The sequence below is a fragment of the Shinella sp. genome, from assembly GCF_052438155.1.
Lineage (GTDB): Bacteria > Pseudomonadota > Alphaproteobacteria > Rhizobiales > Rhizobiaceae > Shinella.
Window position 1 is genome coordinate 42256 of record NZ_JBQVPI010000009.1, and the last position, 25033, is coordinate 67288.

Genomic DNA, 25033 nt, shown 5'->3' on the forward strand with positions numbered 1-25033 from the left:
ATGGCCGGAAAGGTGACGGATATGCGGGACGAGGCTGTGGCGAGCGGAGCGGGCGAAAACGCGAAAAGCTTTCGCCTGCACAATGCCGTGATCCCGGCCCGGCCACAGGAGCCGGCGCTCTATCTGGTCGCGACCCCCATCGGCAATCTCTCCGACATCACGCTGCGCGCGCTGGAAACGCTGGCCGGCGCCGACGTGCTCGCCTGCGAGGATACCCGCGTCACCCGCGTGCTGCTCGACCGTTACGGCATCGTCAACCGGCCCTATGCCTATCATGAGCACAATGCGGACGAGGCCGGTCCCCGGCTCATCGCCGCGCTGGAAGCGGGAAAATCCGTGGCGCTCGTCTCGGATGCCGGCACGCCGCTCGTCTCCGATCCCGGCTATCGGCTGGCGCTGCTGGCAATCGCGGCCGGCCACCGTGTCGTGCCGATCCCCGGCGCCTCCGCGCCGCTCGCTGCCCTCGTTGGCTCCGGCCTGCCGAACGATGCCTTCTTCTTCGCCGGCTTTTTGCCGACCAAGGACAAGGCAAAGCGCGACCGTCTCGCCGAACTTGCGAGCGTTCCGGCAACGCTGCTGTTCTTTGAATCGCCGCATCGCATCGCTGCGACAGTCGCTGCTGCGGCGGACGTATTGGGCGAGGGGCGCGCAGCCTGCGTCTGCCGTGAGTTGACCAAGACGTTCGAGGAATTCCGCCGCGGCCCGCTCGGCGACCTCGCCGCCTTTTATGGCGACGGCCATACAGTGAAGGGTGAAATCGTCTTCGTCATCGCCCCGCCCGGCGAGGCGGCAGCCCCCGAGGCGGCGGATGTCGACCGGCTGCTTTCGGCGCTCGTCAAGGACATGTCGGCCGGCAAGGCCGCGACGGAGGCGGCACGCCAGACCGGCCTGCCGCGCCGCGACCTCTATCAGCGGCTCATCGACCTGAAGGGCGGCGATGCCGGGTAAAGCGGCGGATCCGAACCGGCTCAAAGCCTTCCGCCGCGGACACGTTTCCGAATACATCGCTGCACTGTATCTGGTCGCCAAAGGCTACCGCATCCGCGCCATCCGCTATCGCACCAAGCTTGGCGAGATCGACATCATCGCCCGGCGCGGCGATCTCATCGTCTGCGTGGAAGTGAAAGCCCGCCGCGACATCGACAGCGCCGTCTTCGCCGTCACCGGAACCACTCAGCAACGCATTCGCGCGGCCAGCGAACTCTGGCTTTCCCGCCAGCCGGACGGCCATCGCCTGTCGTTACGGTATGATATTGTCGCGGTGCGGCCCTGGCGGCTTCCAAAACACCTAGCGGATGCGTTTTGATCAAAAGGAAAATGTAACGAAACTGACACGAAAGCGTAACGCGCCCGTCATGGTCGCCCCTTAGTGCACCCCTCACACCAAATCCGGTGAAGAGGAGCAACCCATGTTCAAGCCGCTTTCCCTCGCAGGTTTCGCGCTCGCCATTTCCGCCACGACGTCGATGGCCGCCACCAACATCACCTGGTGGCACGGCATGGCCGGCCGCAACGGCGAAGTGATCAACGAAGTCGCGCAGAAGTTCAACGCGGCGCAATCGACCTGCGCCATCACGCCGGTTTCCAAGGGCACCTATGAGGAAGCGCTCGCTTCCGGCATCGCGGCTTTCCGTTCGGGCGAACAGCCGAACATCCTGCAGGTGTTCGACGCCGGTGCGGCGACGATCATCAATGCGCCGGGCGCCGTCATTCCCGCTGAAGACCTGATCACCCAGGCCGGCTACACCTTCGACCGCGAAGCCTTCATCGAGGGCGTGCGCTACTTCTACGCCGCGCCGGATGGCAAGTTCGTCGGCATGCCGTTCAACTCCTCGGCACCGATCATGTACGTGAACACCGAAGCCCTCGAAAAGGCCGGCGTCGAAGCCCCGAAGACCTGGGAAGAGTTCGAGGCGATCGCGCCAAAACTCAAGGAAGCCGGCTACCTGCCGCTCGTCCAGTCGCAGCTGACCTGGCAGTTCACCGAAAACTTCTTCTCGCGCCACAACATCCAGTTCGCGACGAACAACAACGGCTACGACTCGGTCGTCGACACCAAGATCAACATGACGGACCCGAACCTCGTCATGATGTTCACCAAGCTCAAGGCCTGGGCTGACGAAGGCTACTTCGGCTACTACGGCGCCGGCTGGAACGACAACCAGAAGCTCTTCGAAGAAGGCAAGGCCGCCTTCTGGATCGGCTCCTCGGGTTCGTTCGGCGGCCTCCAGAAGACCGCGCAGAAGCCGTTCTCGGCAACCTTCCTGCCCTACTGGAACAGCATCCAGGGTGCCGGCACCAACACCTTCATCGGCGGTGCTGCTCTCTTCGCCATGTCCGGCAAGCCGGAAGCCGAAAACAAGTGCACGGCCGACTTCTTCCAGTTCCTGACCTCGCCGGAAATCCAAAAATTCTACCACCAGGCAACCGGCTACGTCGCCATCACCAAGGCTGCCTATGAACTCGCAAAGTCCGAAGGCTACTACAAGGAGAAGCCGGCTGCCGAAGTCGGCATCCAGCAGCTCATGCTGAAGTCGGGCGACTGGTCGAAGGGTTACCGCCTCGGCTTCTACCCGCAGATCCGCGAAATCATGGAACGCGAATACGGCCGCATCTTCGCCGGTGAAACGACTGTCGAAGAAGCTCTGAAGACGATCGAGACCGAAGCGAACGCGCTGCTCGCCCGCTTCGCCAAGACCGCCGGCTGATACCGCCATCCGTTGAAATTCGTGCCGGGGGCGTCCTGCTCCCGGCACGCCGCTATGAAGGTGGCTCCATGAAGCGCGTGCAGTTCTCGTCGCCCTATCTGCCCTATCTCTTTATCGCGCCGCAGATGGCGATCATCTTCGTGTTCTTCTACTGGCCCTCCGTGCAGGCGATCCAGTCGTCCTTCTATCTCGAAGACCCGTTCGGCTTCGGCTCCACATTCGTGGGCCTCTCCAATTACTCCGATGCGCTGGGCTCCGTGCAGTACCAGGCAATCGCCCGCTTCACCGTCGTGTTCACGGTGCTGGTGACCTTCCTGTCGCTGGGCATCGGCATGCTGCTCGCCGTCAAGGCCGACGCGGTGCTGAAGGGCAGTTCGACCTACAAGACGCTGCTGATCTGGGTCTACGCCATCGCCCCGCCGGTCGCCGGCCTGATGGGCATGATGTTCTTCGATCAGCATATCGGCCCGCTTGTGAAGCTCGCCGGCTTCTTCGGCTGGGACATGAAAGTTGGCCTCAACTATAACGACACCGCGATCGCCATGATCATCGTGTCGGTGTGGAAGCAGATCCCCTACAATTTCATTTTCATTCTCTCAGGGCTCCAGAGCATCCCCGTCTCCGTGCGCGAAGCCGCCGCCATCGACTGCCGCTCCGGCGTCCGTCGCTTCTGGACGATGACGCTGCCGTTACTTGCCCCCACCGCCTTCTTCCTGCTCATCATCAACATGACCTATTCGTTGTTCGACACGTTCGGCGTCATCGACGTGATGGTGAAGGACAAGGCGGCGAACAACCCGATCACGCTCGTCTACAAGGTCTATATGGACGGCTTCCGCGGCAACGACCTCGGCGGCTCCTCGGCCCAGTCCGTCATCCTGATGATCGTCGTCTTCGTGCTCACCATCTTCCAGTTCCGCTTCATCGAGCGGCGCGTCCATTACAATTGAGAGGGCGCCCGCCATGAACCGCATCCGTTTCTTCGATCACTTCGTCCTCATGCTCGGCGTCTTCATCATGGTGGCGCCGGTCGTCGTCGCCTTCATGACCTCGACCCACGACGCGGTCGACATCCACCGCAACGGCGTCTTCCTCTCCTGGGGCGACCATTTCACCGAGACCTACAACACCGTGTTGACGCGCAAGGGTGGCTTCACCGGCGAAATCACCGGCACCCGCATGATCCTCAATTCGCTGATCCTCGGCATCGGTTTTGCTGCGGGCAAGATCGTGCTCTCGATGCTGGCGGCCTATGCGATCGTCTATTTCCGCTTCAAGTTCGGCACGCTGTTCTTCTGGATGATCTTTACGACGCTGCTCCTGCCGCTCGAAGTGCGCATCGTGCCGTCCTACGAGGTGATGACCAAGCTCGGGCTGACCAACACCTATACCGGTCTCATCGTCCCGCTGCTCGCATCCGCCACCGGCACCTTCTTCTTCCGCCAGTTCTTCAAGTCGGTACCCGAGGAACTGCTGGAGGCTGCGCGTATCGATGGCGCCGGGCCGATCAAGTTCTTCTTCGACATTCTGGTGCCGCTCTCGCGCACCATGATCGCGGCGATCTTCATCATCATGTTCGTCTATGGCTGGAACCAGTATCTCTGGCCGACGCTGATGACCACCGATGAGCGCTTCTTCACCCTGGTGCGCGGCATCAAGCAGATCCTGCTCGTCTGGGTCGGCTCCAACATTCCCGATTACAACGAGGCCTTTGCGCTGGCGATCCTCGCCATGCTGCCGCCCGTGATGATCGTGCTGATCTTCCAGCGCTGGTTCATCAAGGGCCTCACCGAAAGCGACAAGTAAGGAACCTCCCCATGGCATCGATCGGCATCAAGGACGTATCGAAGATCTACAATGGCGGGGTGACCGCGGTCAGCGCCGTCAACATCGACATCGCCGACGGCGAGTTCATCGTGCTCGTCGGCCCGTCGGGCTGCGGAAAGTCGACGCTGCTGCGCATGATCGCCGGGCTGGAGGCGATCAGCGAGGGCAGCGTGACGATCGGCGACCGCGTGGTCAACGACGTCGACCCGGCCGACCGCGATATCGCCATGGTCTTCCAGAACTACGCGCTCTACCCGCACATGTCGGTTTACGAAAACCTCGCCTATGGCCTGAAGAACCGTCGCACGCCGAAGGCAGAGATCGATGCACGCGTGGCGGAGGCCGCCCGCATGCTGGAACTCCAGCCCTATCTGGAACGCAAGCCCCGCGCGCTTTCCGGCGGCCAGCGCCAGCGTGTCGCCATGGGCCGTGCCATCGTGCGCAAGCCGTCGGCCTTCCTGTTCGATGAGCCGCTGTCCAATCTCGATGCGAAGCTGCGTGTCTCCATGCGCGGCGAGATCAAGCGCCTGCAACGCCGCGTCGGCACCACGTCGATCTACGTCACGCACGACCAGCTCGAAGCCATGACGCTCGCCGATCGCCTCGTCGTCCTGTCAGGCGGCAGGATCGAGCAGATCGGCCGCCCGCTGGAGGTCTATCACCGCCCGGCCACCACCTTCGTCGCAAGCTTCATCGGCTCGCCGGCCATGAACCTCGTCAGCGGTGAAGTGCATGGCACGAAGCTGGCGCTTGGCCCGGCGCTCATCGACCTCGGTTCGACGGTGCCGGCACAGGGCGCGGTCACCGTGGGTCTGCGCGCGGAGGACCTGCGCCTGCATCAGGGGCTGGATGGCAGCATGCCGTTCCGCATCGACTATGTCGAGGAACTGGGTGCCCAGCGCCTCGTGCACGGGCTCGTCGGCGATCAGCCGATGGTTGCGGCGCTCTCGGCGGAAATCCCGCTTCCGGAAACCGCCTCGCTGTCGATTTCGCCCTCCCGGCTGCATTTCTTCGACACGGCCAGCGGTCGTCGCATCGACTGGGCGGGCGAAAGAACGGTTACGACAAGCGCTTCCACGGTGGAGTTCGTGATATCATGATCCGCACGACCGTCGGCAGGCTGTCCGCGCCCTCCCCGGAGGAGCGCGCCGCCATTGCAGGTCTCGAAAAGTCGATCGCCGCGCACGACGCCCGTATGGCGGACCTCGCCTGCATGAACGCGGTGGAGGCCGGTGGCCGGGCCGAGCGCGCCGAGCCGCTGCCCTTTCCCTTCACCGTCGCCGCTTGGAACCTGGAGCGTTGCCTGTTTCCGCTGCAAAGCGCCGAACATCTGGGTGCCACCGGTGCCGAGATCGTGCTGCTCTCCGAGATGGACGACGGCATGGCCCGCACGCGCCAGCGCCACACCATGGCAGAGGTCGCCGACGAGCTCGGCATGGCCTATCTTTACGGTGTCGAATTCATCGAGCTCGGCCTCGGCTCCGAGACGGAACTCGAATTCTGCAAGGACAAATTCAACCGTCGCGGCCTGCATGGCAACGGCCTGATGTCGACCGTGCCATTGCACGAGCCCTTCCTGCTGCGCCTCGAAGGTGAACGCCTTTGGTTCATGGACGAGGTCGACCAGCCGCGTCTTGGCGAACGCATGGCGATCGGCGCCGTCATCAACACGGAATCCGGTCCGCTCGTCCTCGCCTCCACCCATTTCGAAAGCGCGACGACGGCGGCCTATCGCGAGCGCCAGATGGTCGGCCTGATGGATGCGCTGGACGCCGCCTTCCCGGGCCGCCCGCTCATCATTGGTGGTGATCTCAACACCGGCAACCATGCCGATGGTGATTTCGAAGCGGAGGGCCTTTTCGCCCGCGCTGCCGAGCGTGGCTTCACGCGCCACGGCGGCCCGCTCGACACGATGACGACACGTCCGAGCCTCATCACGCGCTGGCCCGAGCGGGCGATGAAGCTCGACTGGTTCCTGACCCGCGGCCTTGCCGTCTCGCAGACCCGCATCGTCTCCTCGCTCTGCCCCTCCGGCCGGCCGCTGTCCGACCACGATCTCATCACCTGCCGGATCGACGGTTTCGCCTGAAGCGGGAATTGTTACGGATATTTAAAATGCAACCGATTGTTTGAACGGCACCGTTACCGCTATCGACTAATCTCCCGGCACGACTTCCAAGGGGGATGAAATGGTACTGAAACTGATGCTTGCCGCCATGGTCGGTGTCGCCGTGCGCAATCGGCAGGCTGAAATGAACGCGCCGAGGCCTTTGATCGCGTCTTCGCTCGACAAGCTCGAAATGGAGCCGAAGCCGATCGAACCCTCCTGGGTGATCGCAGGCGACCCGCAAGCGCGGCTTTCGCTGCATTCGCGCGCCTATGACGAGCAGGCGACGACGGCGATCTGGGATTGCACGGCCGGCACCTTCCGCTGGTATTTCGGCTGGGACGAGACCGTCATGATCCTCGACGGCGAAGTCCACATCACCGGCGAAGACGGCAGCGAACGCACGCTGAAGGCCGGCGACATCGCCTATTTCCCCGGCAAGAGCTGGGCGACCTGGCACATCGACACCTACGTGCGCAAGATCGCCTTCTGCCGCAAGGAATTCCCGGCTCCGATCAATCTCGCCCTGAAGCTGCGTGATCGCCTGCGCGGCGGCCGGCAGGCCTCCGGCGGACTGGCCGCTTAAAAAACACCCCGAATGATCGACGGGCGTCGCGCTGGGAAAGTGCTGCGCCCGTTGCCATTGTGCCTGCCGCATCCTACATGTGTCGGGCATTCCTGAGGGGACTTTTCATGGCAAAGATCACGAACGTCGCGGTCCAGATGGACCACGTTTCGACCATCAACATCGCCGGCGATTCCACCTTCGCCATGAGCCTCGAGGCACAAAGCCGCGGCTACAAGCTTTTCCACTACACACCGGACCGTCTCTCGCTGCGCGACGGCACGGTCTATGCCACCGTCGAGCCGATGGAGCTGCGCGACGTCAAGGGCGACCACTATACGCTGGGCACGCCCGAGCGCGTCGATCTCTCCACGATGGACGTGGTGCTGTTGCGCCAGGATCCGCCCTTCGACATGTCCTACATCACGTCCACGCACCTTCTGGAGCGCATCCACCCGAAGACGCTGGTCGTCAACGATCCGGCCTGGGTGCGCAACTCGCCGGAAAAGATTTTTGTCACCGAATTCGCCGACCTGATGCCGGCAACGCTGATCACCCGCGATGCCGGCGAGATCCGCCGCTTCCGGGACGAGATGGGCGACATGATCCTGAAGCCGCTCTACGGCAATGGCGGCGCCGGCGTCTTCCATTCGACCAAGGACGACCGCAACCTCTCGTCGCTGCTCGAAATGTTCGGCCAGATGTTCCGCGAGCCCTTCATCGCCCAGCAATACCTGCCGGACGTGCGCAAGGGCGACAAGCGCATCATCCTCGTCGACGGCGAGCCGGTCGGTGCGATCAACCGTGTGCCGGCCGAGCATGATGCCCGGTCCAACATGCATGCTGGTGGCCGCCCGGAGCCGACGGAACTGACGGCGCGCGAAAAGGAAATCTGCGCCCGCATCGGCCCGTCGCTGCGCGAACGCGGCTTCCTGCTCGTCGGCATCGACGTCATCGGTGACTATATGACCGAGATCAACGTGACGTCGCCCACCGGCATCCGCGAGGTCAAGAAATTCGGCGGCGCCGACATTGCGGCCCTGCTCTGGGATGCCATCGAGAAGAAGCGTTAAGATCTCTTCCCTGCGCGAACGCGGCGGAAAATCCGCCGCGTTTTGCGGGTAGAACGGCCTCTCCGGGACGGTCCGTTCGCGAACGTCCCGCCTTCGTTCCGCAAAGGCAACCGGCCACAACCGGCACGCGGAAAATCCTCCAGCAAGTTCTACGATTGTTCTTGTTTCATTCCGCATTTCATGCCAGATTTACACCTGCAACCCAGGGGCGGTTGCAGGGATCGTTTTCGGCAAAAACGTGTTGCGGTGCTCTTTGCGCGTCATGACCGGCGCGCGGCGCTGTGGGACGAGCGGGGGCAGTCATGGTTGCACGGGTCAGTACGATTGCGTTTCAGGGCATCGAGGGCGTGCCCGTCGATGTGCAGGTCATGGTGGCGCCCGGCAAGGTGGGCATGCAGATCGTCGGCCTAGCCGACAAGGCGGTCGCCGAAAGCCGAGAGCGAGTGCAGGCCGCCCTGCACGCCTCCGGCCTGTCGCTGCCGCCGAAGCGGGTGACCGTCAATCTCGCACCCGCCGATCTTCCCAAGGAAGGCAGCCATTACGATCTCGCCATCGCACTCGGCCTGATGATGGCGCTCGGCGCCGTGCCGGGCGATGCGGTGGAAGGCTATGTCGTCATCGGTGAACTGAATCTCGACGGCACGATCGCACCGGTTGCCGGTGCCTTGCCCGCTGCGATGGGGGCGAATGCGCTCGGCAAGGGGCTGATCTGCCCGGCGGAAAACGGTGCGGAAGCCGCCTGGGCCGGCGGCGGCCTCGATATTCTCGCGCCAAGGAGCCTCATTGCGCTCGCCAACCATTTCAAGGGCAGCCAGGTCCTGTCACGTCCGACGCCCGCAATCCGTGCGGCGGCAAGCAATCTGCCGGACCTCGCCGATATCCGGGGGCAGGAAAGCGCCAAGCGGGCCCTGGAGGTCGCGGCGGCCGGCAGCCACAATCTCCTGATGGTCGGCCCGCCGGGCTCGGGAAAGTCCATGCTCGCTGCACGCCTTGCCGCCATCCTGCCGCCGCTCACACCGACCGAGCTGCTTGAAGTCTCGATGATCCATTCCATCGCCGGCCAGCTGTCCGGCGGCCGGCTGTCGGATCGCCGCCCGTTCCGCACGCCGCACCATTCGGCCACCATGGCGGCGCTCGTCGGTGGCGGCGCGCGTGCCCGGCCCGGCGAGGTTTCCCTCGCCCATAATGGCGTGCTCTTCCTTGACGAACTGCCGGAATTTTCGCCCCAGGCGCTCGATGCGTTGCGCCAGCCGCTCGAGACCGGGGAATGTATCATCGCGCGCGCCAACCACCGGGTGAGCTACCCCGCTGCCGTCCAGCTCGTCGCAGCGATGAACCCTTGTCGCTGCGGCATGGCGGGCGAGCCGGGCCGCAGCTGCGTTCGCGGACCGCGCTGCATGAGTGACTATCAGGCGCGCGTCTCCGGCCCGCTGATGGACCGCATCGACATCCGCATCGACGTGCCGGCCGTCTCCGCCTCGGATCTCATCCGCCCAATGGCCGCCGAGCCCAGCGAGACCGTCGCCCGCCGCGTCGCCCACGCCCGGGCCTTGCAGGTCGATCGTTTTGCCCGCCTCGGCATGACGTCGGTAACGAACAATGCCCGCGCCTCGACGGCGCTCGTCGAAAAGATCGCGGAGCCCGATCCTGCCGGTCTTCAACTGCTCCGCGACGCCGCGGAAAAAATGCGGTTTTCCGCGCGCGGCTACCATCGCGTTCTGAAGGTCGCCCGCACGCTCGCCGATCTCGACCAGGCGGCTATCGTCGGGCGCATCCATCTGGCGGAAGCGATTTCCTATCGCATCGCAGGCGAGCGGTTGGTCGCTGCGGCGTGAGCCTGTCGTCGCGGTGACGTTGGGGGCAACGGAAAGCGCCCGGATGGTCGTTGCGCGGGTGGCCGTCCAGGCTCGGCCGACAGGGTTTGAGCGAGGTCTGCTCAGGGACGACGAAACATATGGGTCCCCCCATAGAGGGATGCGACTATGCCGGTGCCTTGAAAACCGCTTCGATCCGGTGGCCGTCCGGGTCGATGACGAAGGCTGCATAGTAGGTCGGGCCATAGTGCAGTCGCAGGCCGGGCCCGCCGTTGTCGATCCCACCGGCGGCGAGCGCCGCTTGATGGAAGGCATCGACGGCAGGCCGATCCGGTGCGGCAAAGGCGATGTGGAAGCCGGAGCCGGGTGCTCGGGCGACGTCGCCCCGATGTTTGAGCGCGAGCTTGTCACCGCCGCCGGGCGGCCCGTAGCCGACGACCTGGTCCGGCTCGCCGGGCCGGATGTCCGACCAGACACGGCCATAGCCGAGCGGTGCGAGTGCTGCGTCATAAAAGGCCGCCGCGCGCACTATGTCGGCGACACCAAGGGAAAGGTGGTAAAGCATGTTTGAACACCAGAGCAATTGCAGCAGAAGTGCAAAGTGGCTTTGCGTGCCGATTTGCATTGAAACAAAGTGCTAGCGCGCTTCCGCAATTCGCGAAAAACGCCCGGCGAGGGCGCCCGTCACATGATCTTTCACGCGACGAGCGGTTCTATTCAGCCGCCGAGCCCTTCGAAGAGCGCGGTGGAAAGATAACGTTCGGCGAAAGACGGGATAATGACGACGATGGTCTTGCCGGCATTTTCCGGGCGGCTGCCGACCTTGACGGCGGCGGCGAGCGCGGCACCCGAGGAGATGCCGACCGGAACGCCTTCGAGGCGCGCGACGAGGCGGGCATTCTCGAAGGCTTCATCGTTGCCGATGGTCACGACTTCGTCATAGATCGATTTGTCGAGGATCGCCGGGGCGAAACCGGCGCCGATGCCTTGGATCTTGTGCGGGCCGGGATTGCCGCCGGAAAGCACCGGGCTGTCGGCCGGCTCGACCGCCACGACCTGCAGGCCGGGTTTCCTGGCCTTCAGTACCTGGCCGACGCCGGTGATCGTGCCGCCGGTGCCGATGCCCGAAACGAGGATGTCGACGGCACCCTCGGTGTCATTCCAGATTTCTTCCGCAGTCGTCTTGCGGTGGATTTCCGGGTTGGCCGGGTTTTCGAACTGCTGGGGAATGACGGCGCCGGGAATGGTGGCAGCCAGTTCTTCCGCCATGGCGATCGCGCCCTTCATGCCCTTCGGGCCCTCGGTCAGCACCAGTTCCGCGCCTAGCAGCGCCAGCATCTTGCGCCGCTCGACCGACATGGTTTCCGGCATGGTGAGGATGAGGCGGTATCCCTTCGCGGCGGCGGCGAAGGCAAGCGCAATGCCGGTATTGCCCGAGGTGGGCTCGACCAGCGTCGACTGGCCGGGCGTGATCTTGCCCTGCGCTTCGAGCGCTTCGATCATCGCCACGCCGATACGGTCCTTGACCGAGGCGATCGGATTGAAGAATTCGAGCTTGGCGAGGAGATTGGCGACGACGCCCTTTTCCTTGGCGAACTTGTCGAGCCGCACGATCGGCGTATCGCCGATCGTCTCGGTGATGGAGGTGTAGATGCGGCCGCGGCCGGGCTTGCGGGTGTCGGTCATCGGGTACTCCCTCGGTTCTCGTTGGAGTGAAGATAGGGGCGAACGCGGCGAGAAACGAGTCTGAATTTCGCGACAAAAGGGCCGAAGACGGAATAATCGGGTGCCGATCCCGCAAAAGCCGGGTCCGGTCGTTCAACCGGCACCCAGCATGTCAGTTTGCGGGCACCGGCTTGCGAAGACAGGGTGCCTCAGGCGGCGCGGGTCGCGATATAGGCGGCGGTTCCGGCGAGAATGCCGGCCGCGACGCGATTGAGCCGCTGCAGCGCCCTCGGCTGTTTCAAGAGAAGCCGGGCGCGCGATGCGAGCGCAATATAGGGCACGAGAACGACGAGCAGCACGATGAAGGTCGCGGCGAGCAGCAGGCCGTAGTCCCTGAGGCCGATGGCTTCGAGATCGACGAGCGTCGGCACCAGCGCCACATAGAACAGCATGGTCTTGGGATTGCCGAGCGTCACGAACAGGCCGGACAGGAAGGACGCGGTCATGCTGGTCGAACGCTGCGCTTCGATATTCTGCGGCAGCAGGCCGCTCGTCCAGAGCTTCCAGGCGATATAGCCGAGATAGAGCGCGCCGGCGATCTTGATCAGCATGAAGGTCGTGGTGAAGGTCTGCGCGATGAAGGCAAGGCCGAGAATGACCGCCGTCAGATAGGCCATGTCGCCGAGGATCAGGCCGAGTCCCATGAAGAAGGTCGGCCGGAAGCCGGAGCCGAGCGCACGGGCGACGATCGCCGTGATGCCGGGACCGGGAATGATGGCGGCAATGAACAGTGCACCACTGTAGGCGAGAAGGACGGCGAGGGTCATGGCAGGCTCCCTGGATCGGCTCCTTTTATGCGTATCGACGCGTGCCGGCAATGGTTGTGGCGGCGTGCCGTCTGGTTCGTTCGGCGATCCGCTGACTGATGAAAATGACGTGCGTTCGGCCGGAGCGAAAATGCCCGGCGACGCTGGGAGATCGGCGCTGAGCGCCGGGGAAAGGCCAGTGGGGAAAGAGGGCTGCAAAGCGGTCGCGGCGGGCTGGTGGAGCGCCGATCGACCAATTCGGTGACGCGACACAAGCCCCGACGGGTGGCACGGCCCGGCAATCGCCGACTCGGATAGGCAGATTGCAAAGCGATTGGCGACGGTCGGTGTCAGGCAATGAACCGCACCGCTCGGGATCGGGATAGCAACAGCCACCCACCACGACGACACGTTAAATACGTATAAAACGGGTTTGATGGATCACGACCATAGCCTTCGCCACTTGCATGCCGGGTGGCAGACGTGGGCATGCGCAGCGAGACGATGGTGAAGATGAGCCGTGCGAGGATTGGGCGAACCGCTCCAAATGGCTTGCCCAACACGCACTTGCCGCGAGATGCACTGCCGGATAATCCTATGCCGTATATCTTCCCGGAGAACCGTCGTGCCCGAACCGGCCAGCCTCGTTGCCTTTGCCCTCATTGCCCTTGGCATGGTGCTGACGCCGGGACCGAACATGGTCTATCTCGTGTCCCGCTCGCTCTGCCAGGGGCCGGCCGCGGGCCTTGTCTCGCTCGGCGGCGTGGCGCTCGGCTTCGTCTTCTACATGTTCTCTGCGGCCCTCGGCATCACCGCGCTCCTGATGGCGGTGCCCTATGCCTATGATGCCTTGCGCTTTGCCGGTGCGCTTTATCTGGCGTGGCTTGCCTGGCAGGCGCTGCGTCCCGGCGGGCGCTCGGCCTTCGAGGTGCGGGCGCTGCCGCGCGACAGCAACCGCAAACTGTTCTTCATGGGGTTTTTGACCAATCTCCTGAATCCGAAGATCGCGGTGCTCTATCTCTCGCTGCTGCCACAGTTCATCGATCCGGCGAAAGGCAGCGTCTTCCTGCAATCGCTCGTGCTCGGCGGCATTCAGGTCGTGATCAGTGTCAGCGTCAATGCGCTGATCGCCGTGTCGGCCGGCTCCATCGCCCGGCTGCTCGCCGCTCGCCCGCGCTGGCTACTGATGCAGCGCTGGCTGATGGGCACGGTGCTGGCCGGCCTTGCCCTGCGCATGGCAACGGAAGCCCGGCGCTGATTCGAGCCATTCCAGCAAAAGCGGGCAGCGGCTTTGCGCAAAGCAAAGAGAAGAAGCGCGGAAAGCCTCTAAAATTCCGCCATCGGCGGCAGCGCGAAGGGTTTTTCCGGCCGCAGGTTTTCTGCACCACGCAGCATGAGAACCATGTCGCCCTCATCCTGCACGGCCGCGCCGTTCCACGCCAGCCGGTCGGGTGCGAAGCGGACGATCACGCCCGAAGGGGAAATCCCCAGGCTTGCGAGAATGTCCGCAAGGCTTGGAATGGACGCGCCGACGATGTCCAACAGCTCAAAGCAACCATGCTCGTCTAGTCGCCAGGCAACCACCGCATCGTGCTCTTCGAGCAAATCGAGCTTCACATCCGGCATCAGCAGGGCGTTGAAAAGGAACATTTCACGCTGGCGCATCGGTGAAAAACGGTCGGAAACCGGCTTGCGCCCGTCCAACAGTCGGCAAAGCAGCGTGACGTCGTCGTCACTTTGGATATGGAGTCGTCGCACGGGGCAAGCGCGTCCACCCTCCGGCGGCGGGCCGGAAAAGCGGTGTTGCGGCAGCGTTCGAAAACCGTGGCGTTCGTAAAGCCCCGGCGATTCCGTCAAGAGCGCGACGGCCTCAAAGCCCTTCGCATCGCAATGGTCGAGTGCCGCCTGCATGACGTCGCGGTAGAGCCCGCGGCCGCGATGGCTCGGCCGCACCGCGCCGGATTGCAGTCCGGCGGCGTGCAGGAAAACGCCGTCGACGACGAGGGGCAGGGCGAAGGCGCTGATATTGGCGACGCAGGCGCCGGCATCGTCGAACCAGGCAAAGGCCGTGCAGGTCGGATCCGGTCCTCCGAACCGGTCGAGCCCCGTCACGTCGATGCCAAAAGTGTCATCGAGCAGATCGGCGACTGCCTGCCAGGCGGCCGCATCATCAAAATAGTCCGTGCGGAAGGTAAGGCCCGGCCGGTCGACAGGCATGGTCTCAGCGAACGCCGGTCGAGCCGAAGCCGCCGGCACCACGGGTGGTCTCGCTCGTTTCCGCCGCCTCGCGAACAACAACCTGCGTCACGGGGGCGATTACCATCTGGGCGATGCGCATGCCACGTTCGATAACGAAGGGCTCCTCGCCGAGATTGGCGAGCAGCACCTTCACCTCGCCGCGATAATCGCTGTCGACCGTGCCGGGCGTGTTGAGGCAGGTGATGCCGTTCTTGAAGGCGAGGCCGGAGCGGGGGCGGATCTGGCCCTCGTAGCCATGCGGGATTTCGAAGACGAAGCCGGTCGGCACGAGCGCGCGTTTTCCGGGCGCCAGCGTCAGCGGCGCTTCGATCTCGACGGCGGCGCGCAGGTCCATGCCGGCAGCACCTGCGGTCTCGTAGGCGGGGAGCTCGATTTCCGCGCCATGCGGCAGGCGGACGAGGGAAAGGGTGGGCTTCGAAGGGGCGTGCGCGTTCATGGCGCCCATAAGCCGTGCCGTCGCTTTCACCGTCAATTGCATCTTCCCGACGGAGACTGTAAAGACGCGGCAACTCACAGGATATTGCAGAAAATGGCCGAAACCCTTGCCGAGGCGGTCTCCCGCCGCCGCACCTTCGCGATCATCGCGCACCCGGACGCTGGTAAAACCACCCTCACCGAAAAGCTCCTTCTGTTCGGCGGCGCCATCCAGCTTGCCGGCGAAGTGAAGGCGAAGAAGGATCGCATCCAGACCCGTTCGGACTGGATGAAGATCGAGCGCGAACGCGGCATCTCGGTCGTGACCTCGGTGATGACCTTCGAGTATGACGGCAACGTCTTCAATATTCTCGATACGCCCGGCCACGAAGACTTCGCCGACGACACCTACCGCACCCTGACGGCGGTGGATGCGGCCGTCATGGTCATCGACGCGGCCAAGGGTATCGAACCGCGCACGCTAAAACTCTTCGAGGTTTGTCGCTTGCGCGACATCCCGATCATCACTTTCGTCAACAAGATGGACCGTGAGAGCCGCGATTCCTTCGAGATCCTCGACGAGGTCGAGGAGAAGCTGGCGCTCGATACCGCGCCGATCACCTGGCCGGTCGGCCGCTCGAAGACCTTCTGCGGCTCCTTCCACCTCGCCGAAGGCACGTTCCGCGGCTCCGATAAGCAGGTGCAGCCGACGAAGATCGACGACCCTGCGGTCGTTGCCAAGAACCTGCCGGAAAACGAGCGCGAGACCTTCATCGAGGAACTCGAGCTTGCCCGCGGGGTCTGCCGACCGTTCGATCGGCAGGCCTTCCTCGAAGGCCACATGACGCCGGTCTTTTTCGGCTCGGCGCTGCGCAATTTCGGCGTACGCGATCTGATCAACGCGCTCGGCGCCATCGCGCCGCCGCCGCGTGACCAGATTGCCGACGTGCGCAAGGTGCATGCGGCCGAAGACAAGATGACGGCCTTCGTCTTCAAGATCCAGGCGAACATGGACCCGAACCATCGCGACCGCATCGCCTTTGCCCGCGTCTGCTCCGGCATGCTGGAGCGCGGCATGAAGGTGCGCCTTGCCCGTACGGGCAAGCAGATCGGCCTGTCGGCGCCGCAGTTCTTCTTTGCCTCGCAGCGCCAGCTGGCCGACACGGCCTATGCCGGCGACGTGGTGGGTATTCCCAACCACGGCACGCTGCGCATCGGCGATACGCTGACCGAAGGCGAGGCGCTGGTCTTCGAAGGCGTGCCGAACTTCGCGCCGGAAATTCTCCGCCGCGTGCGGCTGGAAGACGCGATGAAGGCGAAGAAGCTGAAGGAGGCGCTCCAGCAGATGGCGGAAGAGGGCGTCGTGCAGCTCTTCTCGCCGGAAGACGGTTCGCCCGCCATCGTCGGCGTCGTTGGCGCGCTACAGCTTGATGTCTTGAAGGAGCGGCTTCAGGGAGAATACGGCCTGCCCGTCTCCTTCGAAATGTCGCGCTTCTCCGTCTGCCGCTGGATTTCTTCGGACAATCCCGCCGAGCTGGAAAAATTCGTCACCCAGCGCCGCGGCGATATTGCCCGCGACCTTGATGGCGATCCGGTGTTCCTGGCGCAGGATTCTTTCTCGTTGCGCTACGAGTCGGAGCGCTATCCGGCGATCAAGATGGTCGCCATCAAGGAATACCACGTCGCCAAGGCGTGATTGGCCCATGGTGATTGAACGGGTGCACCTGTCACTTTCGGCGTGACAGGTGCTGCGGCATTTGCGAAAACCTGCCCCGAGACAGGGGCGTCCGCCGTAAGGCGGGCTGAGAAGCACCCTTTGAACCTGAACCGGATCATGCCGGCGGAGGGAGTCGACTGGGTGCTGCCCGTCTGCTGCCTTCGTCGCGAGGAGGCGCGTTGACTGAGGCGATTGCAAACATTCTCTCGATCGCGGGCTCCGACCCTTCGGGCGGCGCCGGCATCCAGGCCGACCTCAAGACCTTTGCCGCCCGCGGCACCTATGGCATGGCGGTGCTGACCGCTTTGACGGCACAGAACACGCAGGGCGTCTCCGGCGTGCACCTCGTGCCTCCCGCCTTCGTCGCGGCGCAGATTTCGGATATTTTTGGCGACATTCGCGTGCATGCGGTGAAGATCGGCATGATCGCCTCGGCGGAAATCGCCGAGGCTGTCGCCAGGGCACTTTCGTCGCGTCGCGGGCTGCCGATCGTGGTGGATCCGGTGATGGTTGCGAAGGGTGGGGCATCCCTGCTGGAGAGCCAGGCCGTCGAGGCGCTGACGCGGCGCCTGCTGCCGCTTGCGACCGTGCTGACCCCCAACCTGCCGGAGGCGGCCGCGTTGCTCGGCGAGCCGGAGGCGATCGACCGCGCGGGAATGGAAGATCAGGCGAAGCGCTTGCTGGCGCTCGGCCCGAAGGCCGTGCTTTTGAAGGGTGGCCACCTGCCGGGTGGGCAAAGCCCCGATGTGCTTGCGACGACCGACGGGCAACGCTGGTTCGAGGGTGTGCGCGTGCTGACGCGCAACACCCACGGCACCGGTTGCTCGCTGTCGAGTGCGATCGCGGCGGAGCTTGGCAAGGGCAAGCCGCTTGCGGATGCCGTTGCCACCGCGAAGAGCTTCATCGCCGGCGCGGTGCGCACCTCGGATGCCCTTGCCGTTGGCTCCGGCCACGGACCGCTTCATCACTTCCACGCGCTCTGGACCTGATCGTCAGCGGTCTGCCAGTGCGAGCCGCAGGCCCATGAGGCCAAGGGCGGCCGCAAAGCTGCGCTGCGTCCAGACCATGATCTTTGGCCGGCTAAGGACCTGGTGTCGAAACCCTGCGGCAAGCGCGCCGTAGAGGGCGAAGACCAGGAAAGTGAGCAGCATGAAGATGCCGCCGAGAAAGAGCATTTGCGCCGTGGCGTCCGATGCGTCTGCCGGCACGAATTGCGGCAGGAATGCCAGAAAGAACAGCGAGAGTTTCGGGTTGAAGATATTGGTGAGGATGCCCTTTCGCACGATGCGAAGCGCGCGTTCGGCAGGTGCCTTTTCGTCCGCGATATCCAGCGCATTGCTATCCTTCAGCAGGCTCCACGCGATGAACAGAAGATAGGCGACGCCGATATAGCGCAGCACCTCGAAGGCAAGCGCGCTGGCATGCAGAACCGCGGCAAGGCCGACGACGCTGGCGAGGATATGCGGAATGATGCCGAGCGTGCAGCCGAAGGCGGCGAGCAGCCCGGCGCGAAAACCGCCGCTGATGCCGAGCGCCAGCGTGTAGATCACGCCGGTGCCCGGCAGCAGGATGACGACGAGCGAGGTAATAAGGAATTCAGTGGTCATGGCAGGTCCCGTGCATAGGAGGAGGTTGCAGGGGACACCGGAAGGGTATGATTGGTCTTGAACGAAATTGCAGGTTCAGGCGCTTGCGGCGAGATAGGCGCCGGGCGTGTAGCCGTAGCGGCGCGTAAAATTGCGCGTCATATGGCTCTGGTCGGCAAAACCCGCGGCAATCGCCACCTCGGCAAGCGCGGTGCCGCGTGAAATCATCCGCCGGGCGAGCTCGGTGCGGCGCTGGAGCAGATAGGCATGCGGCGTGAGGCCGGTGATGCGGGCGAAGTCGCGCACCAGACGGAAGCGGCCGAGCCCGCTTTCTGCGGCAAGCTCTTCGAGGGTGATCACGGAGGCGGGGTCGCTATCGAGGCGGTCGCGGGCGCGGTTGACGCGCGATGCGGCAGCGCTGCTGCTGTTCGGCGCCCGTTCCCGCAACACGGCTGCGAGCAGCATTAACAGGTGTTCGTCACGGCCGATGGACGTGGTGTGACGATCCAGCAGCGCGGTGAGGGCGGCGGCGGCGAGGCCCGCAATACGGCCATCCTCCAGCACGGGCGCATAAAACTCCTCGCGCGGCCGGCCTTCAAAAATGTCATCTGCAGCGGCGGCAACGACAGCCGGCTGTATATAGAGCATGCGCCAGGCGCGCGGGGCGTCGCCAAGCGGCGCGCCGTCATGCACCTCGCCGGGATTGACGGTGATGGTGTTGCCGGCTTCGGCCTCCACCATGCCGCGCCCGCTTGCCGATTTCTGCGCGCCGCGCTCGATCATGCCGACGCCATAGGCGTCATGGCTGTGGCGTGCAAAGACGTGGCTGCTTTCGGCGATCACCGCCTCGATGCCGTCTATACCCGTCCGCAAAATCTGGAAGTGCCCGGTCGCCATGGTTCAGTCCCGCTGCTCGGGCGGAAGGGCCGCCGTTTCGCCGAACCAGTTCATGGCGGACGCACACCAGCTCTGGCGCTTCGGCCTCAGGGCGGCCCGCTGATTGATGCTGCCCCAGCGGATGCCCCAGGTGTCAGCATCCTCGTCCGTGCCGGTGACGAAAAGCGGCGAGCCGCATTGGGCGCAGAAATATTGCAGGCGCTTCCGGCCGCTTTCCGCCGTCTTGACGTAGAGTTTCGGCGGGTTGCCGGTGAGGGTCACGGCCTCGCACGGCGCGCTGACGGTCACGCGATAGGGCGAGCCGGTCAGCCGCTGGCAGTCCGTGCAATGGCAGATCGAAACGGCGTCCGGGTCGATCTCGGCCGTATAGGTCACGTCGCCGCAATGGCATTGCCCGTCGATGCGCATGGTGCGTCCTTCCCTTGTCGTGAGAGGATAGGCCCTCACGTCGCACCGTCAACAGGATGACCACGCTGTTCCGCCGGAAACTGCCGGCAGGCCGCATTGTCATCAGAATGACACGCATGGTTTCGGCCCGTTTACATTCGTTAACGCATTTTTACCCATTTGCGTTGAAAATCAGGGCAGTGCCATGGTTAATGCGTCTGGTCAAACACCGGTTCGTGCCGGTCTTCGAAAGCGAGAATAGCGTCATGTGCCGTTGGGCAGCCTATCGCGGAGAGCCGCTTTATCTCGAGGAACTGGTGTCCTCGCCGGCTCACTCGCTGATCGAACAATCCCATTGCGCCACGCGCGCCAAGACGTCCACCAATGGCGACGGTTTCGGCATTGCCTGGTACGGCGAGCGCCCGGAGCCCGGCCGCTACCGCGATATCCTGCCCGCCTGGTCCGACTGCAATCTCCGAAGTATCGCGCGCCAGGTCCGCTCGCCGCTTTTCCTCGCCCATGTGCGCGCGGCAACGGGCGGCGGCACACGGCGCGACAATTGCCATCCCTTCGTCAACGGCATCTGGTCCTTCATGCACAACGGCCAGATCGCGGATTTCGAGCACCTGCGCCGGCCGCTCGAAACCATGCTCGACAACGACCTCTACAATGCCCGCACGGGCTCGACGGATTCGGAGCTGCTCTTCCTGCTGGCGCTGCAATTCGGCCTGGCTCGCGATCCACTCGGCGCGATGGCGGAGACGATCGCCTTCGTCGAGCGCCTTGCCGCGCATCTGGAGCGCCGCGTGCTCGTGCGTTTCACCGCTGCCTTCACCGATGGCGACCAGCTTTATGCCGTGCGTTATGCGACGGACTACGCCGCCCCGACGCTCTATGCAGCACCGATGGGGGAAACCGGCGGCTACTGCCTCGTTTCCGAACCACTGAACGACGACACGGAAGCCTGGGTGGAAATCCCGGATGGCAGTGCCGTGGTGCTCGGCGAAAACGGTGTTGACGTGCGCATCTTCACGCCCGCCGGCCGGCCGGCGAGCACGATGGACGCGAAGCTCGCCCTCGTCAAATAAGCCGCTCCGCGATCCAGCCGGCAAGGCGGCCGGCGACGTCTTCCTTCGACAGGTCCGGCCATTGCTCGACCCCGGCTGCGGTGATCAGCTTCACGCTGTTGCGCGTGCCGCCCATGATGCCGGTTTCCGGCGAAACGTCGTTGGCGACGATAAGATCGGCACCCTTCTTCTGAAGTTTTACCCGTCCGTTTTTCTCGACATCCTGCGTCTCGGCGGCAAAGCCGACGACGACCTTCGGGCGTTTTGCATGGTGGCCGACGGTCTTCAGGATGTCCGGGTTTTCCGCCAGCATCAGCGGCGGCGGGCCTTCGCCCGGCTGCTTCTTGATCTTTTCTGCGTTCGGCGTCGCGACGCGCCAGTCGGCGACGGCCGCAACCATCACCGCGATGTCCGCCGGCAGCGCGCCAAGCACCGCCTGCAGCATCTCGTCCGCCCGTTCCACCTTGATGACGGTGACACCCGGCGGATCGGCGAGTGTGACAGGCCCGGAGACGAGCGTCACCTGCGCACCAAGCCGGGCAAGGGCGGCGGCGATGGCATGGCCCTGCCGGCCGGAAGAACGGTTGGCGATGTAGCGCACCGGGTCGATCGGCTCATGCGTCGGGCCGGAGGTGACGATGGCGGTGCGGCCGGAAAGCGGCCTGGCTCCGCCGTCGAGCAGGCCTTCGGCGGCGGCAACGATTTCCAAGGGTTCGGCCATGCGGCCGAGGCCAGCCTCGCCGCCCTCCGCCATCTCGCCGGCATTGGGGCCGATGAAGGCGATGCCATCCTTGCGCAACGTTGCGACATTGCGGCGTGTCGCGGGGTGCGACCACATTTTCGGGTTCATGGCGGGCGCCAGCAGCACCGGGCGATCGGTGGCGAGCAGCAGGGTGGAGGCGAGGTCGTCGGCAAGGCCGTTCGCCATCTTGGCCATCAGGTCGGCGGTGGCGGGGGCGACGATGATGAGGTCGCAGTCGCGCGCCAGCCTTATATGCCCGACATCCTGCTCGTCCTCGCGCGAGAAGAGATCCGTATAGACATGGCCGGCCGACAGCGCGCCGACGGCAAGCGGCGTCACGAACTCTCGGGCACCGGCGGTCATAACAGGCCGCACCTCCGCGCCCCGTTCCCGTAGGCGCCGGATCAGGTCTAGGCTCTTATAGGCGGCGATGCCGCCGGAGATGACGAGGAGGATGCGTTTTCCTGCAAGCGGCATGGCGGGTCCTGAACGCGTGAGGCACATGGATACCCTCGGGGAGGGCGGTCATTCCCTCCTACCCCGTTGCCGTGGCATTTCCAAGTCTGCGCCGGCCGCGAACGCCTCAGTGGCAGACCTTGATCTTCTTGATGATGACATTGCCGTAGTAATCGTACTTCTTGACCTTCTTCCAGAAACACTTCGGTTTGTGGCCGTAGTAGTGCGTGGCGAGGTCGACGAGGCCGGCTGGCCGGATCGTCGCGGCGTCCGGCATCCTGCCGGCAAAGGCCGGTGCGGCGAAGGCGACGAGGGACAAGGCTGCGATGGTGGCGGATATCATGATCTTGCGCATGTACGGCTCCCCTTTGGCCCTTGGAGAATACGGTCTTGCAGTGCAAAGCGCCGGTTGTTCCGGCTTTGCTAAAATACCACGATCGCGAGCCGACGGGAACTGCCGGCGCGGGCCAACAAGGGGGTGTTCTTCCGTCAGGCGCCTTCGTCGGGAATGTTCAGCACATGGCCGCAGGCCTTGCAGTGCACCGCGTCAGCATCATGGCGCGACAGGCCGCATTGCGGACAGGGGAATGTCACCTTATAGGGCCGCACGATCGCCTGGGCGAGCCGCACGAAAAGCGAAATGCCGACGATCATGGTGACGATGGAGGTAAGCTTGCCGAGCGTGCCGGGCAATACGATGTCGCCGAAGCCGGTGGTCGTGACCGTCGCGACGGAAAAATAGAGCGCATCGACGAAGCCCGCAAAACCGTCTTCGCCGTAGAAGAAGTTGCTGTAGACGAAGCCGGTAACGAGGAAGAGGAAGACCAGAAAGTTTACGCAGGCCTGGATGACGTCTTCCTTGTCACCATGCCCCAGCCGCCGCAGCGTCAGCGTGACGAGCTTGCTCTGGCTGATCGTCCAGATCCGCAGCACGCGCAGGAACGCGAAATTGTGCAGCTGGTTGGGAAACAGCAGCGTGCCGAGCACGACGATGTCCACCCAGGTCATCGGCCGCATCGCCCAGTAGCGCAGGTTCGGCGCGATCAGCGCGCGTGCGCCGAGCTCGAAGGCGATGACGAGCGCAATGGCGTAGTCGACGATGATGTAGGCGGGACCTTTGCGCAAATACGGCCCCAGGATGAAGAAACAAAGGATCGCGATATCGACAAGGAGCATCGCGACCTGGAAACGAACAGCCTCGCGGTCCCGCCCGAAATAGAGCCCGCGCAGTTGCCGGCGCAACCGTTCGATGAAGGGTGGCGGTTCGGTTATGCTGAGCGGTTCGTCGATCATGCGGGAGAGACTAGCGCCCGCCCGGTGCCGGTCAAGCGCTCGCCGTCCTTTAGCTGACCTGCCAGGCGATGTAGGCGAGTATCGCGGCGATGGCCCAGAGCGCCAAGCGGCCGGAGCGGCTGTGGCGGGCTTCGGAGCGGCCGATCGCTTCGGCGGTCTCGGGGTCGAAACGCAGGCCTTTTTCGGCCATGGAGGAGAATTCCTGCGACAGCATTTCCGCCTTGGCGGCAATCTGCGGGGCAGCTTCTGCGAGCCGGAGTGCTGCGTGCGCGCCGTCGCGCAGGTCCGTCAGAATGCGTTTCGGGCCGAGATTGTCGCGGATCCAGTCGCCGACGACGCCTTCGGAGGCCTTCCACATGTTGAAGCGCGGGTTGAGCGTGCGCGACACGCCTTCCACCACCACCATCGTCTTCTGCAGCATGACGAGTTCGGTGCGGGTCTCCATGTCGAAGAGTTCCGTTACTTCGAACAGCAGCGTCAAAAGCTTCGCCATGGAGATGGTCTCGGCCGGCTGGCCGTGGATCGGTTCGCCGATGGCGCGGATCGCCTGGGCGAAGCTCGCCGTATTGTGGTGGGAGGGCACGTAGCCCGCCTCGAAATGCACATTTGCGACGCGCTGGTAGTCGCGGGTAATGAAGCCGAAGAGGATTTCGGCGAGGAAGCGGCGTTCCTTCTTGCCGAGCCGTCCGACGATACCCATGTCGACGGCGACGATCACGCCCTGCGGATCGACGAAGAGATTGCCCTGGTGCATGTCGGCATGGAAGAAGCCGTCACGCAACGTGTGGCGCAGGAAGGACTGGATCAGCGTATCGGCGAGCTTGTCGAGGTCGAAGCCGGCGGCGCGCAGGCCTTCGACATCCGACATTTTTGTTCCGTCGATCCATTCCATGGTGACGACGTCGCGACCCGTGCGCTCCCAGTCGACTGTCGGCACGCGAAAGCCGGGGTCGTCCTTGGTGTTTTCGCCAAGCTCGGAAAGGGCCGCGGCTTCCAGGCGAAGGTCCATTTCGATCTTCGTCGTCTGCTCCAGCGTGCGCGTCACCTCGACCGGCTTCAGCCGGCGCGTGTTGGGCAGGATCTTTTCCTGAAGTCTGGCGGCGGCATACATCGCCTCCAGGTCATGGCCGAAACGCTGGCGCACGCCGGGGCGGATGACTTTGACGGCGACGCGGTGCTCGCCATTCGCGTCGCGCACGATTGCCGGATGGACCTGCGCGATGGAGGCGGCGGCGACCGGATCGCCGAATTCGACATAGAGGTCATCGAGCGTGCGGCCGAGCGAACCCTCCACCGTGGCAACCGCCGCCTCGCGCGGAAAGGTCGCCATGCGGTCCTGAAGGGCGGACAGTTCCACGGCGATCTCGGCGCCGACGACGTCCGGCCGGGTCGCCAGGAACTGGCCCATCTTCACATAGGAGGGGCCGAGGCGCTCGATGGCGCGGGCGAGGCGATCACCGCGGTCTTCGCGAGAGGCCTTACGACGGGCGAAGAGGCCGGCAACGCCGTGTGCCATGCGGGCAAGCGGCGGCATGCCTTCGGTCGGAAACGCCGAGACGACGCCTTCGCGCACGAGGACCCAGCCCACGCGGGCAAGGCGAAGATAGGCGCCGAAAACGCTCATGCGGGACGATTATCCATGCGAGGGGG

The 25033-nt window shown here is 64.3% G+C and carries 26 protein-coding genes and 1 riboswitch; of the genes, 14 read left to right on the top strand and 12 right to left on the bottom strand.

What is annotated here, in order from left to right; genetic code table 11:
• Positions 1-21 precede the first annotated feature (21 nt).
• The 10 genes from rsmI (at position 22) to ACT6VE_RS17745 (ending at position 10115) form a co-directional block, all read left to right on the top strand.
• Positions 22-948, top strand: a complete 927-nt coding sequence (gene rsmI, locus ACT6VE_RS17700) for a 16S rRNA (cytidine(1402)-2'-O)-methyltransferase (protein WP_444799844.1) — start codon at positions 22-24, stop codon at positions 946-948.
• On the top strand, positions 938-1306 hold the full coding sequence (locus tag ACT6VE_RS17705) for a YraN family protein (protein ID WP_444799845.1): 369 nt from the start codon (positions 938-940) through the stop codon (positions 1304-1306). The genes rsmI and ACT6VE_RS17705 overlap by 11 nt, the downstream gene beginning before the upstream one ends.
• Positions 1307-1409: 103 nt before the next feature.
• Positions 1410-2708 (top strand): extracellular solute-binding protein, encoded by a 1299-nt coding sequence (locus ACT6VE_RS17710; protein ID WP_444799846.1) that lies wholly within the window; start codon positions 1410-1412, stop codon positions 2706-2708.
• A 17-nt stretch (positions 2709-2725) separates the two neighbouring features.
• Positions 2726-3658, top strand: coding sequence for an ABC transporter permease subunit (locus tag ACT6VE_RS17715; protein ID WP_444799993.1), 933 nt, complete (start codon positions 2726-2728; stop codon positions 3656-3658).
• Between the two features lie 13 nt (positions 3659-3671).
• Positions 3672-4514, top strand: a complete 843-nt coding sequence (ugpE, locus tag ACT6VE_RS17720; RefSeq protein WP_069060241.1) for a sn-glycerol-3-phosphate ABC transporter permease UgpE — start codon at positions 3672-3674, stop codon at positions 4512-4514.
• Positions 4515-4525: 11 nt separating this feature from the next.
• Positions 4526-5635, top strand: coding sequence for a sn-glycerol-3-phosphate import ATP-binding protein UgpC (locus tag ACT6VE_RS17725; protein ID WP_444799847.1), 1110 nt, complete (start codon positions 4526-4528; stop codon positions 5633-5635).
• On the top strand, positions 5632-6624 hold the full coding sequence (locus ACT6VE_RS17730) for an endonuclease/exonuclease/phosphatase family protein (RefSeq protein ID WP_444799848.1): 993 nt from the start codon (positions 5632-5634) through the stop codon (positions 6622-6624). Before ACT6VE_RS17725 ends, ACT6VE_RS17730 begins: the two co-directional genes overlap by 4 nt.
• A 100-nt stretch (positions 6625-6724) precedes the next feature.
• Positions 6725-7228 (top strand): cupin domain-containing protein, encoded by a 504-nt coding sequence (locus tag ACT6VE_RS17735; protein WP_069060238.1) that lies wholly within the window; start codon positions 6725-6727, stop codon positions 7226-7228.
• A 107-nt stretch (positions 7229-7335) separates the two neighbouring features.
• Positions 7336-8280 carry a glutathione synthase gene (gene gshB, locus ACT6VE_RS17740; RefSeq protein WP_444799849.1) on the top strand — a complete coding sequence of 315 codons (945 nt, stop codon included), beginning with the start codon at positions 7336-7338 and terminating at the stop codon, positions 8278-8280.
• A gap of 302 nt (positions 8281-8582) precedes the next feature.
• Positions 8583-10115 (top strand): YifB family Mg chelatase-like AAA ATPase, encoded by a 1533-nt coding sequence (locus ACT6VE_RS17745; protein ID WP_444799850.1) that lies wholly within the window; start codon positions 8583-8585, stop codon positions 10113-10115.
• 145 nt (positions 10116-10260) lie between these two features.
• Here the strand turns inward: ACT6VE_RS17745 and ACT6VE_RS17750 are convergent, their stop codons facing one another.
• From ACT6VE_RS17750 to ACT6VE_RS17760, 3 genes are all read right to left on the bottom strand, one after another.
• Positions 10261-10659, bottom strand: a complete 399-nt coding sequence (locus tag ACT6VE_RS17750) for a VOC family protein (RefSeq protein ID WP_444799851.1) — start codon at positions 10657-10659, stop codon at positions 10261-10263.
• Between the two features lie 152 nt (positions 10660-10811).
• Complete coding sequence (cysK, locus tag ACT6VE_RS17755; protein ID WP_444799852.1) at positions 10812-11780, bottom strand: cysteine synthase A; 969 nt, start codon at positions 11778-11780, stop codon at positions 10812-10814.
• Between the two features lie 188 nt (positions 11781-11968).
• Positions 11969-12586, bottom strand: a complete 618-nt coding sequence (locus tag ACT6VE_RS17760) for a LysE family translocator (protein ID WP_444799853.1) — start codon at positions 12584-12586, stop codon at positions 11969-11971.
• 652 nt (positions 12587-13238) lie between these two features.
• Between ACT6VE_RS17760 and ACT6VE_RS17765 the strand changes: the two genes are divergently transcribed.
• Positions 13239-13823: a LysE family translocator gene (locus ACT6VE_RS17765; protein ID WP_444799994.1), complete on the top strand. Its 585-nt coding sequence runs from the start codon at positions 13239-13241 to the stop codon at positions 13821-13823.
• Between the two features lie 68 nt (positions 13824-13891).
• Here the strand turns inward: ACT6VE_RS17765 and ACT6VE_RS17770 are convergent, their stop codons facing one another.
• Positions 13892-14782, bottom strand: coding sequence for a GNAT family N-acetyltransferase (locus ACT6VE_RS17770; RefSeq protein WP_444799854.1), 891 nt, complete (start codon positions 14780-14782; stop codon positions 13892-13894).
• A gap of 4 nt (positions 14783-14786) precedes the next feature.
• Positions 14787-15260: a dUTP diphosphatase gene (gene dut, locus ACT6VE_RS17775; RefSeq protein ID WP_444799995.1), complete on the bottom strand. Its 474-nt coding sequence runs from the start codon at positions 15258-15260 to the stop codon at positions 14787-14789.
• A 93-nt stretch (positions 15261-15353) separates the two neighbouring features.
• Here dut and ACT6VE_RS17780 point away from each other — a divergent pair, with 93 nt between their 5' ends.
• Together ACT6VE_RS17780 and thiD are read left to right on the top strand one after the other, a co-directional pair.
• On the top strand, positions 15354-16934 hold the full coding sequence (locus ACT6VE_RS17780; protein WP_444799855.1) for a peptide chain release factor 3: 1581 nt from the start codon (positions 15354-15356) through the stop codon (positions 16932-16934).
• Between the two features lie 73 nt (positions 16935-17007).
• A riboswitch (TPP riboswitch) is annotated at positions 17008-17104 on the top strand.
• A 30-nt stretch (positions 17105-17134) separates the two neighbouring features.
• Positions 17135-17944 (top strand): bifunctional hydroxymethylpyrimidine kinase/phosphomethylpyrimidine kinase, encoded by an 810-nt coding sequence (gene thiD, locus ACT6VE_RS17785; protein ID WP_444799856.1) that lies wholly within the window; start codon positions 17135-17137, stop codon positions 17942-17944.
• 3 nt (positions 17945-17947) lie between these two features.
• Here the strand turns inward: thiD and ACT6VE_RS17790 are convergent, their stop codons facing one another.
• The 3 genes from ACT6VE_RS17790 to ACT6VE_RS17800 all read right to left on the bottom strand — a co-directional run bounded on the left by ACT6VE_RS17790 (position 17948) and on the right by ACT6VE_RS17800 (position 19846).
• On the bottom strand, positions 17948-18562 hold the full coding sequence (locus ACT6VE_RS17790; RefSeq protein ID WP_444799857.1) for a LysE family translocator: 615 nt from the start codon (positions 18560-18562) through the stop codon (positions 17948-17950).
• Positions 18563-18637: 75 nt separating this feature from the next.
• Positions 18638-19438, bottom strand: coding sequence for an AraC family transcriptional regulator (locus ACT6VE_RS17795; RefSeq protein ID WP_444799858.1), 801 nt, complete (start codon positions 19436-19438; stop codon positions 18638-18640).
• 3 nt (positions 19439-19441) lie between these two features.
• A complete protein-coding gene (locus tag ACT6VE_RS17800; protein WP_444799859.1) occupies positions 19442-19846 on the bottom strand; it encodes a GFA family protein in 405 nt (134 codons plus the stop codon).
• Positions 19847-20091: 245 nt separating this feature from the next.
• On the opposite strand from ACT6VE_RS17800, the gene ACT6VE_RS17805 reads away from it, so the two are divergent.
• Positions 20092-20913: a class II glutamine amidotransferase gene (locus tag ACT6VE_RS17805; RefSeq protein WP_069060226.1), complete on the top strand. Its 822-nt coding sequence runs from the start codon at positions 20092-20094 to the stop codon at positions 20911-20913.
• Here ACT6VE_RS17805 and coaBC read toward each other — a convergent pair.
• From coaBC to ubiB, 4 genes are all read right to left on the bottom strand, one after another.
• On the bottom strand, positions 20906-22111 hold the full coding sequence (gene coaBC, locus ACT6VE_RS17810; protein WP_444799860.1) for a bifunctional phosphopantothenoylcysteine decarboxylase/phosphopantothenate--cysteine ligase CoaBC: 1206 nt from the start codon (positions 22109-22111) through the stop codon (positions 20906-20908). The two genes, ACT6VE_RS17805 and coaBC, sit on opposite strands and share 8 nt — an antisense overlap.
• A 106-nt stretch (positions 22112-22217) precedes the next feature.
• Positions 22218-22445 (bottom strand): hypothetical protein, encoded by a 228-nt coding sequence (locus ACT6VE_RS17815; protein WP_444799861.1) that lies wholly within the window; start codon positions 22443-22445, stop codon positions 22218-22220.
• A 134-nt stretch (positions 22446-22579) separates the two neighbouring features.
• Positions 22580-23383: a potassium channel family protein gene (locus ACT6VE_RS17820; RefSeq protein WP_444799862.1), complete on the bottom strand. Its 804-nt coding sequence runs from the start codon at positions 23381-23383 to the stop codon at positions 22580-22582.
• A gap of 49 nt (positions 23384-23432) precedes the next feature.
• Positions 23433-25007 (bottom strand): 2-polyprenylphenol 6-hydroxylase, encoded by a 1575-nt coding sequence (ubiB, locus tag ACT6VE_RS17825; RefSeq protein ID WP_444799863.1) that lies wholly within the window; start codon positions 25005-25007, stop codon positions 23433-23435.
• Positions 25008-25033: the final 26 nt, after the last annotated feature.

Coding starts and splice junctions, on each gene's coding strand:
- rsmI (WP_444799844.1), top strand. CDS start 22: ATGCGGGACGAGGCTGTGGCGAGCGGAGCGGGCGAAAACGCGAAAAGC.
- ACT6VE_RS17705 (WP_444799845.1), top strand. CDS start 938: ATGCCGGGTAAAGCGGCGGATCCGAACCGGCTCAAAGCCTTCCGCCGC.
- ACT6VE_RS17710 (WP_444799846.1), top strand. CDS start 1,410: ATGTTCAAGCCGCTTTCCCTCGCAGGTTTCGCGCTCGCCATTTCCGCC.
- ugpE (WP_069060241.1), top strand. CDS start 3,672: ATGAACCGCATCCGTTTCTTCGATCACTTCGTCCTCATGCTCGGCGTC.
- ACT6VE_RS17725 (WP_444799847.1), top strand. CDS start 4,526: ATGGCATCGATCGGCATCAAGGACGTATCGAAGATCTACAATGGCGGG.
- ACT6VE_RS17730 (WP_444799848.1), top strand. CDS start 5,632: ATGATCCGCACGACCGTCGGCAGGCTGTCCGCGCCCTCCCCGGAGGAG.
- ACT6VE_RS17735 (WP_069060238.1), top strand. CDS start 6,725: ATGGTACTGAAACTGATGCTTGCCGCCATGGTCGGTGTCGCCGTGCGC.
- gshB (WP_444799849.1), top strand. CDS start 7,336: ATGGCAAAGATCACGAACGTCGCGGTCCAGATGGACCACGTTTCGACC.
- ACT6VE_RS17745 (WP_444799850.1), top strand. CDS start 8,583: ATGGTTGCACGGGTCAGTACGATTGCGTTTCAGGGCATCGAGGGCGTG.
- ACT6VE_RS17750 (WP_444799851.1), bottom strand. CDS start 10,659: ATGCTTTACCACCTTTCCCTTGGTGTCGCCGACATAGTGCGCGCGGCG.
- cysK (WP_444799852.1), bottom strand. CDS start 11,780: ATGACCGACACCCGCAAGCCCGGCCGCGGCCGCATCTACACCTCCATC.
- ACT6VE_RS17760 (WP_444799853.1), bottom strand. CDS start 12,586: ATGACCCTCGCCGTCCTTCTCGCCTACAGTGGTGCACTGTTCATTGCC.
- ACT6VE_RS17765 (WP_444799994.1), top strand. CDS start 13,239: ATGGTGCTGACGCCGGGACCGAACATGGTCTATCTCGTGTCCCGCTCG.
- ACT6VE_RS17770 (WP_444799854.1), bottom strand. CDS start 14,782: ATGCCTGTCGACCGGCCGGGCCTTACCTTCCGCACGGACTATTTTGAT.
- dut (WP_444799995.1), bottom strand. CDS start 15,260: ATGAACGCGCACGCCCCTTCGAAGCCCACCCTTTCCCTCGTCCGCCTG.
- ACT6VE_RS17780 (WP_444799855.1), top strand. CDS start 15,354: ATGGCCGAAACCCTTGCCGAGGCGGTCTCCCGCCGCCGCACCTTCGCG.
- ACT6VE_RS17790 (WP_444799857.1), bottom strand. CDS start 18,562: ATGACCACTGAATTCCTTATTACCTCGCTCGTCGTCATCCTGCTGCCG.
- ACT6VE_RS17795 (WP_444799858.1), bottom strand. CDS start 19,438: ATGGCGACCGGGCACTTCCAGATTTTGCGGACGGGTATAGACGGCATC.
- ACT6VE_RS17800 (WP_444799859.1), bottom strand. CDS start 19,846: ATGCGCATCGACGGGCAATGCCATTGCGGCGACGTGACCTATACGGCC.
- ACT6VE_RS17805 (WP_069060226.1), top strand. CDS start 20,092: ATGTGCCGTTGGGCAGCCTATCGCGGAGAGCCGCTTTATCTCGAGGAA.
- coaBC (WP_444799860.1), bottom strand. CDS start 22,111: ATGCCGCTTGCAGGAAAACGCATCCTCCTCGTCATCTCCGGCGGCATC.
- ACT6VE_RS17815 (WP_444799861.1), bottom strand. CDS start 22,445: ATGCGCAAGATCATGATATCCGCCACCATCGCAGCCTTGTCCCTCGTC.
- ACT6VE_RS17820 (WP_444799862.1), bottom strand. CDS start 23,383: ATGATCGACGAACCGCTCAGCATAACCGAACCGCCACCCTTCATCGAA.
- ubiB (WP_444799863.1), bottom strand. CDS start 25,007: ATGAGCGTTTTCGGCGCCTATCTTCGCCTTGCCCGCGTGGGCTGGGTC.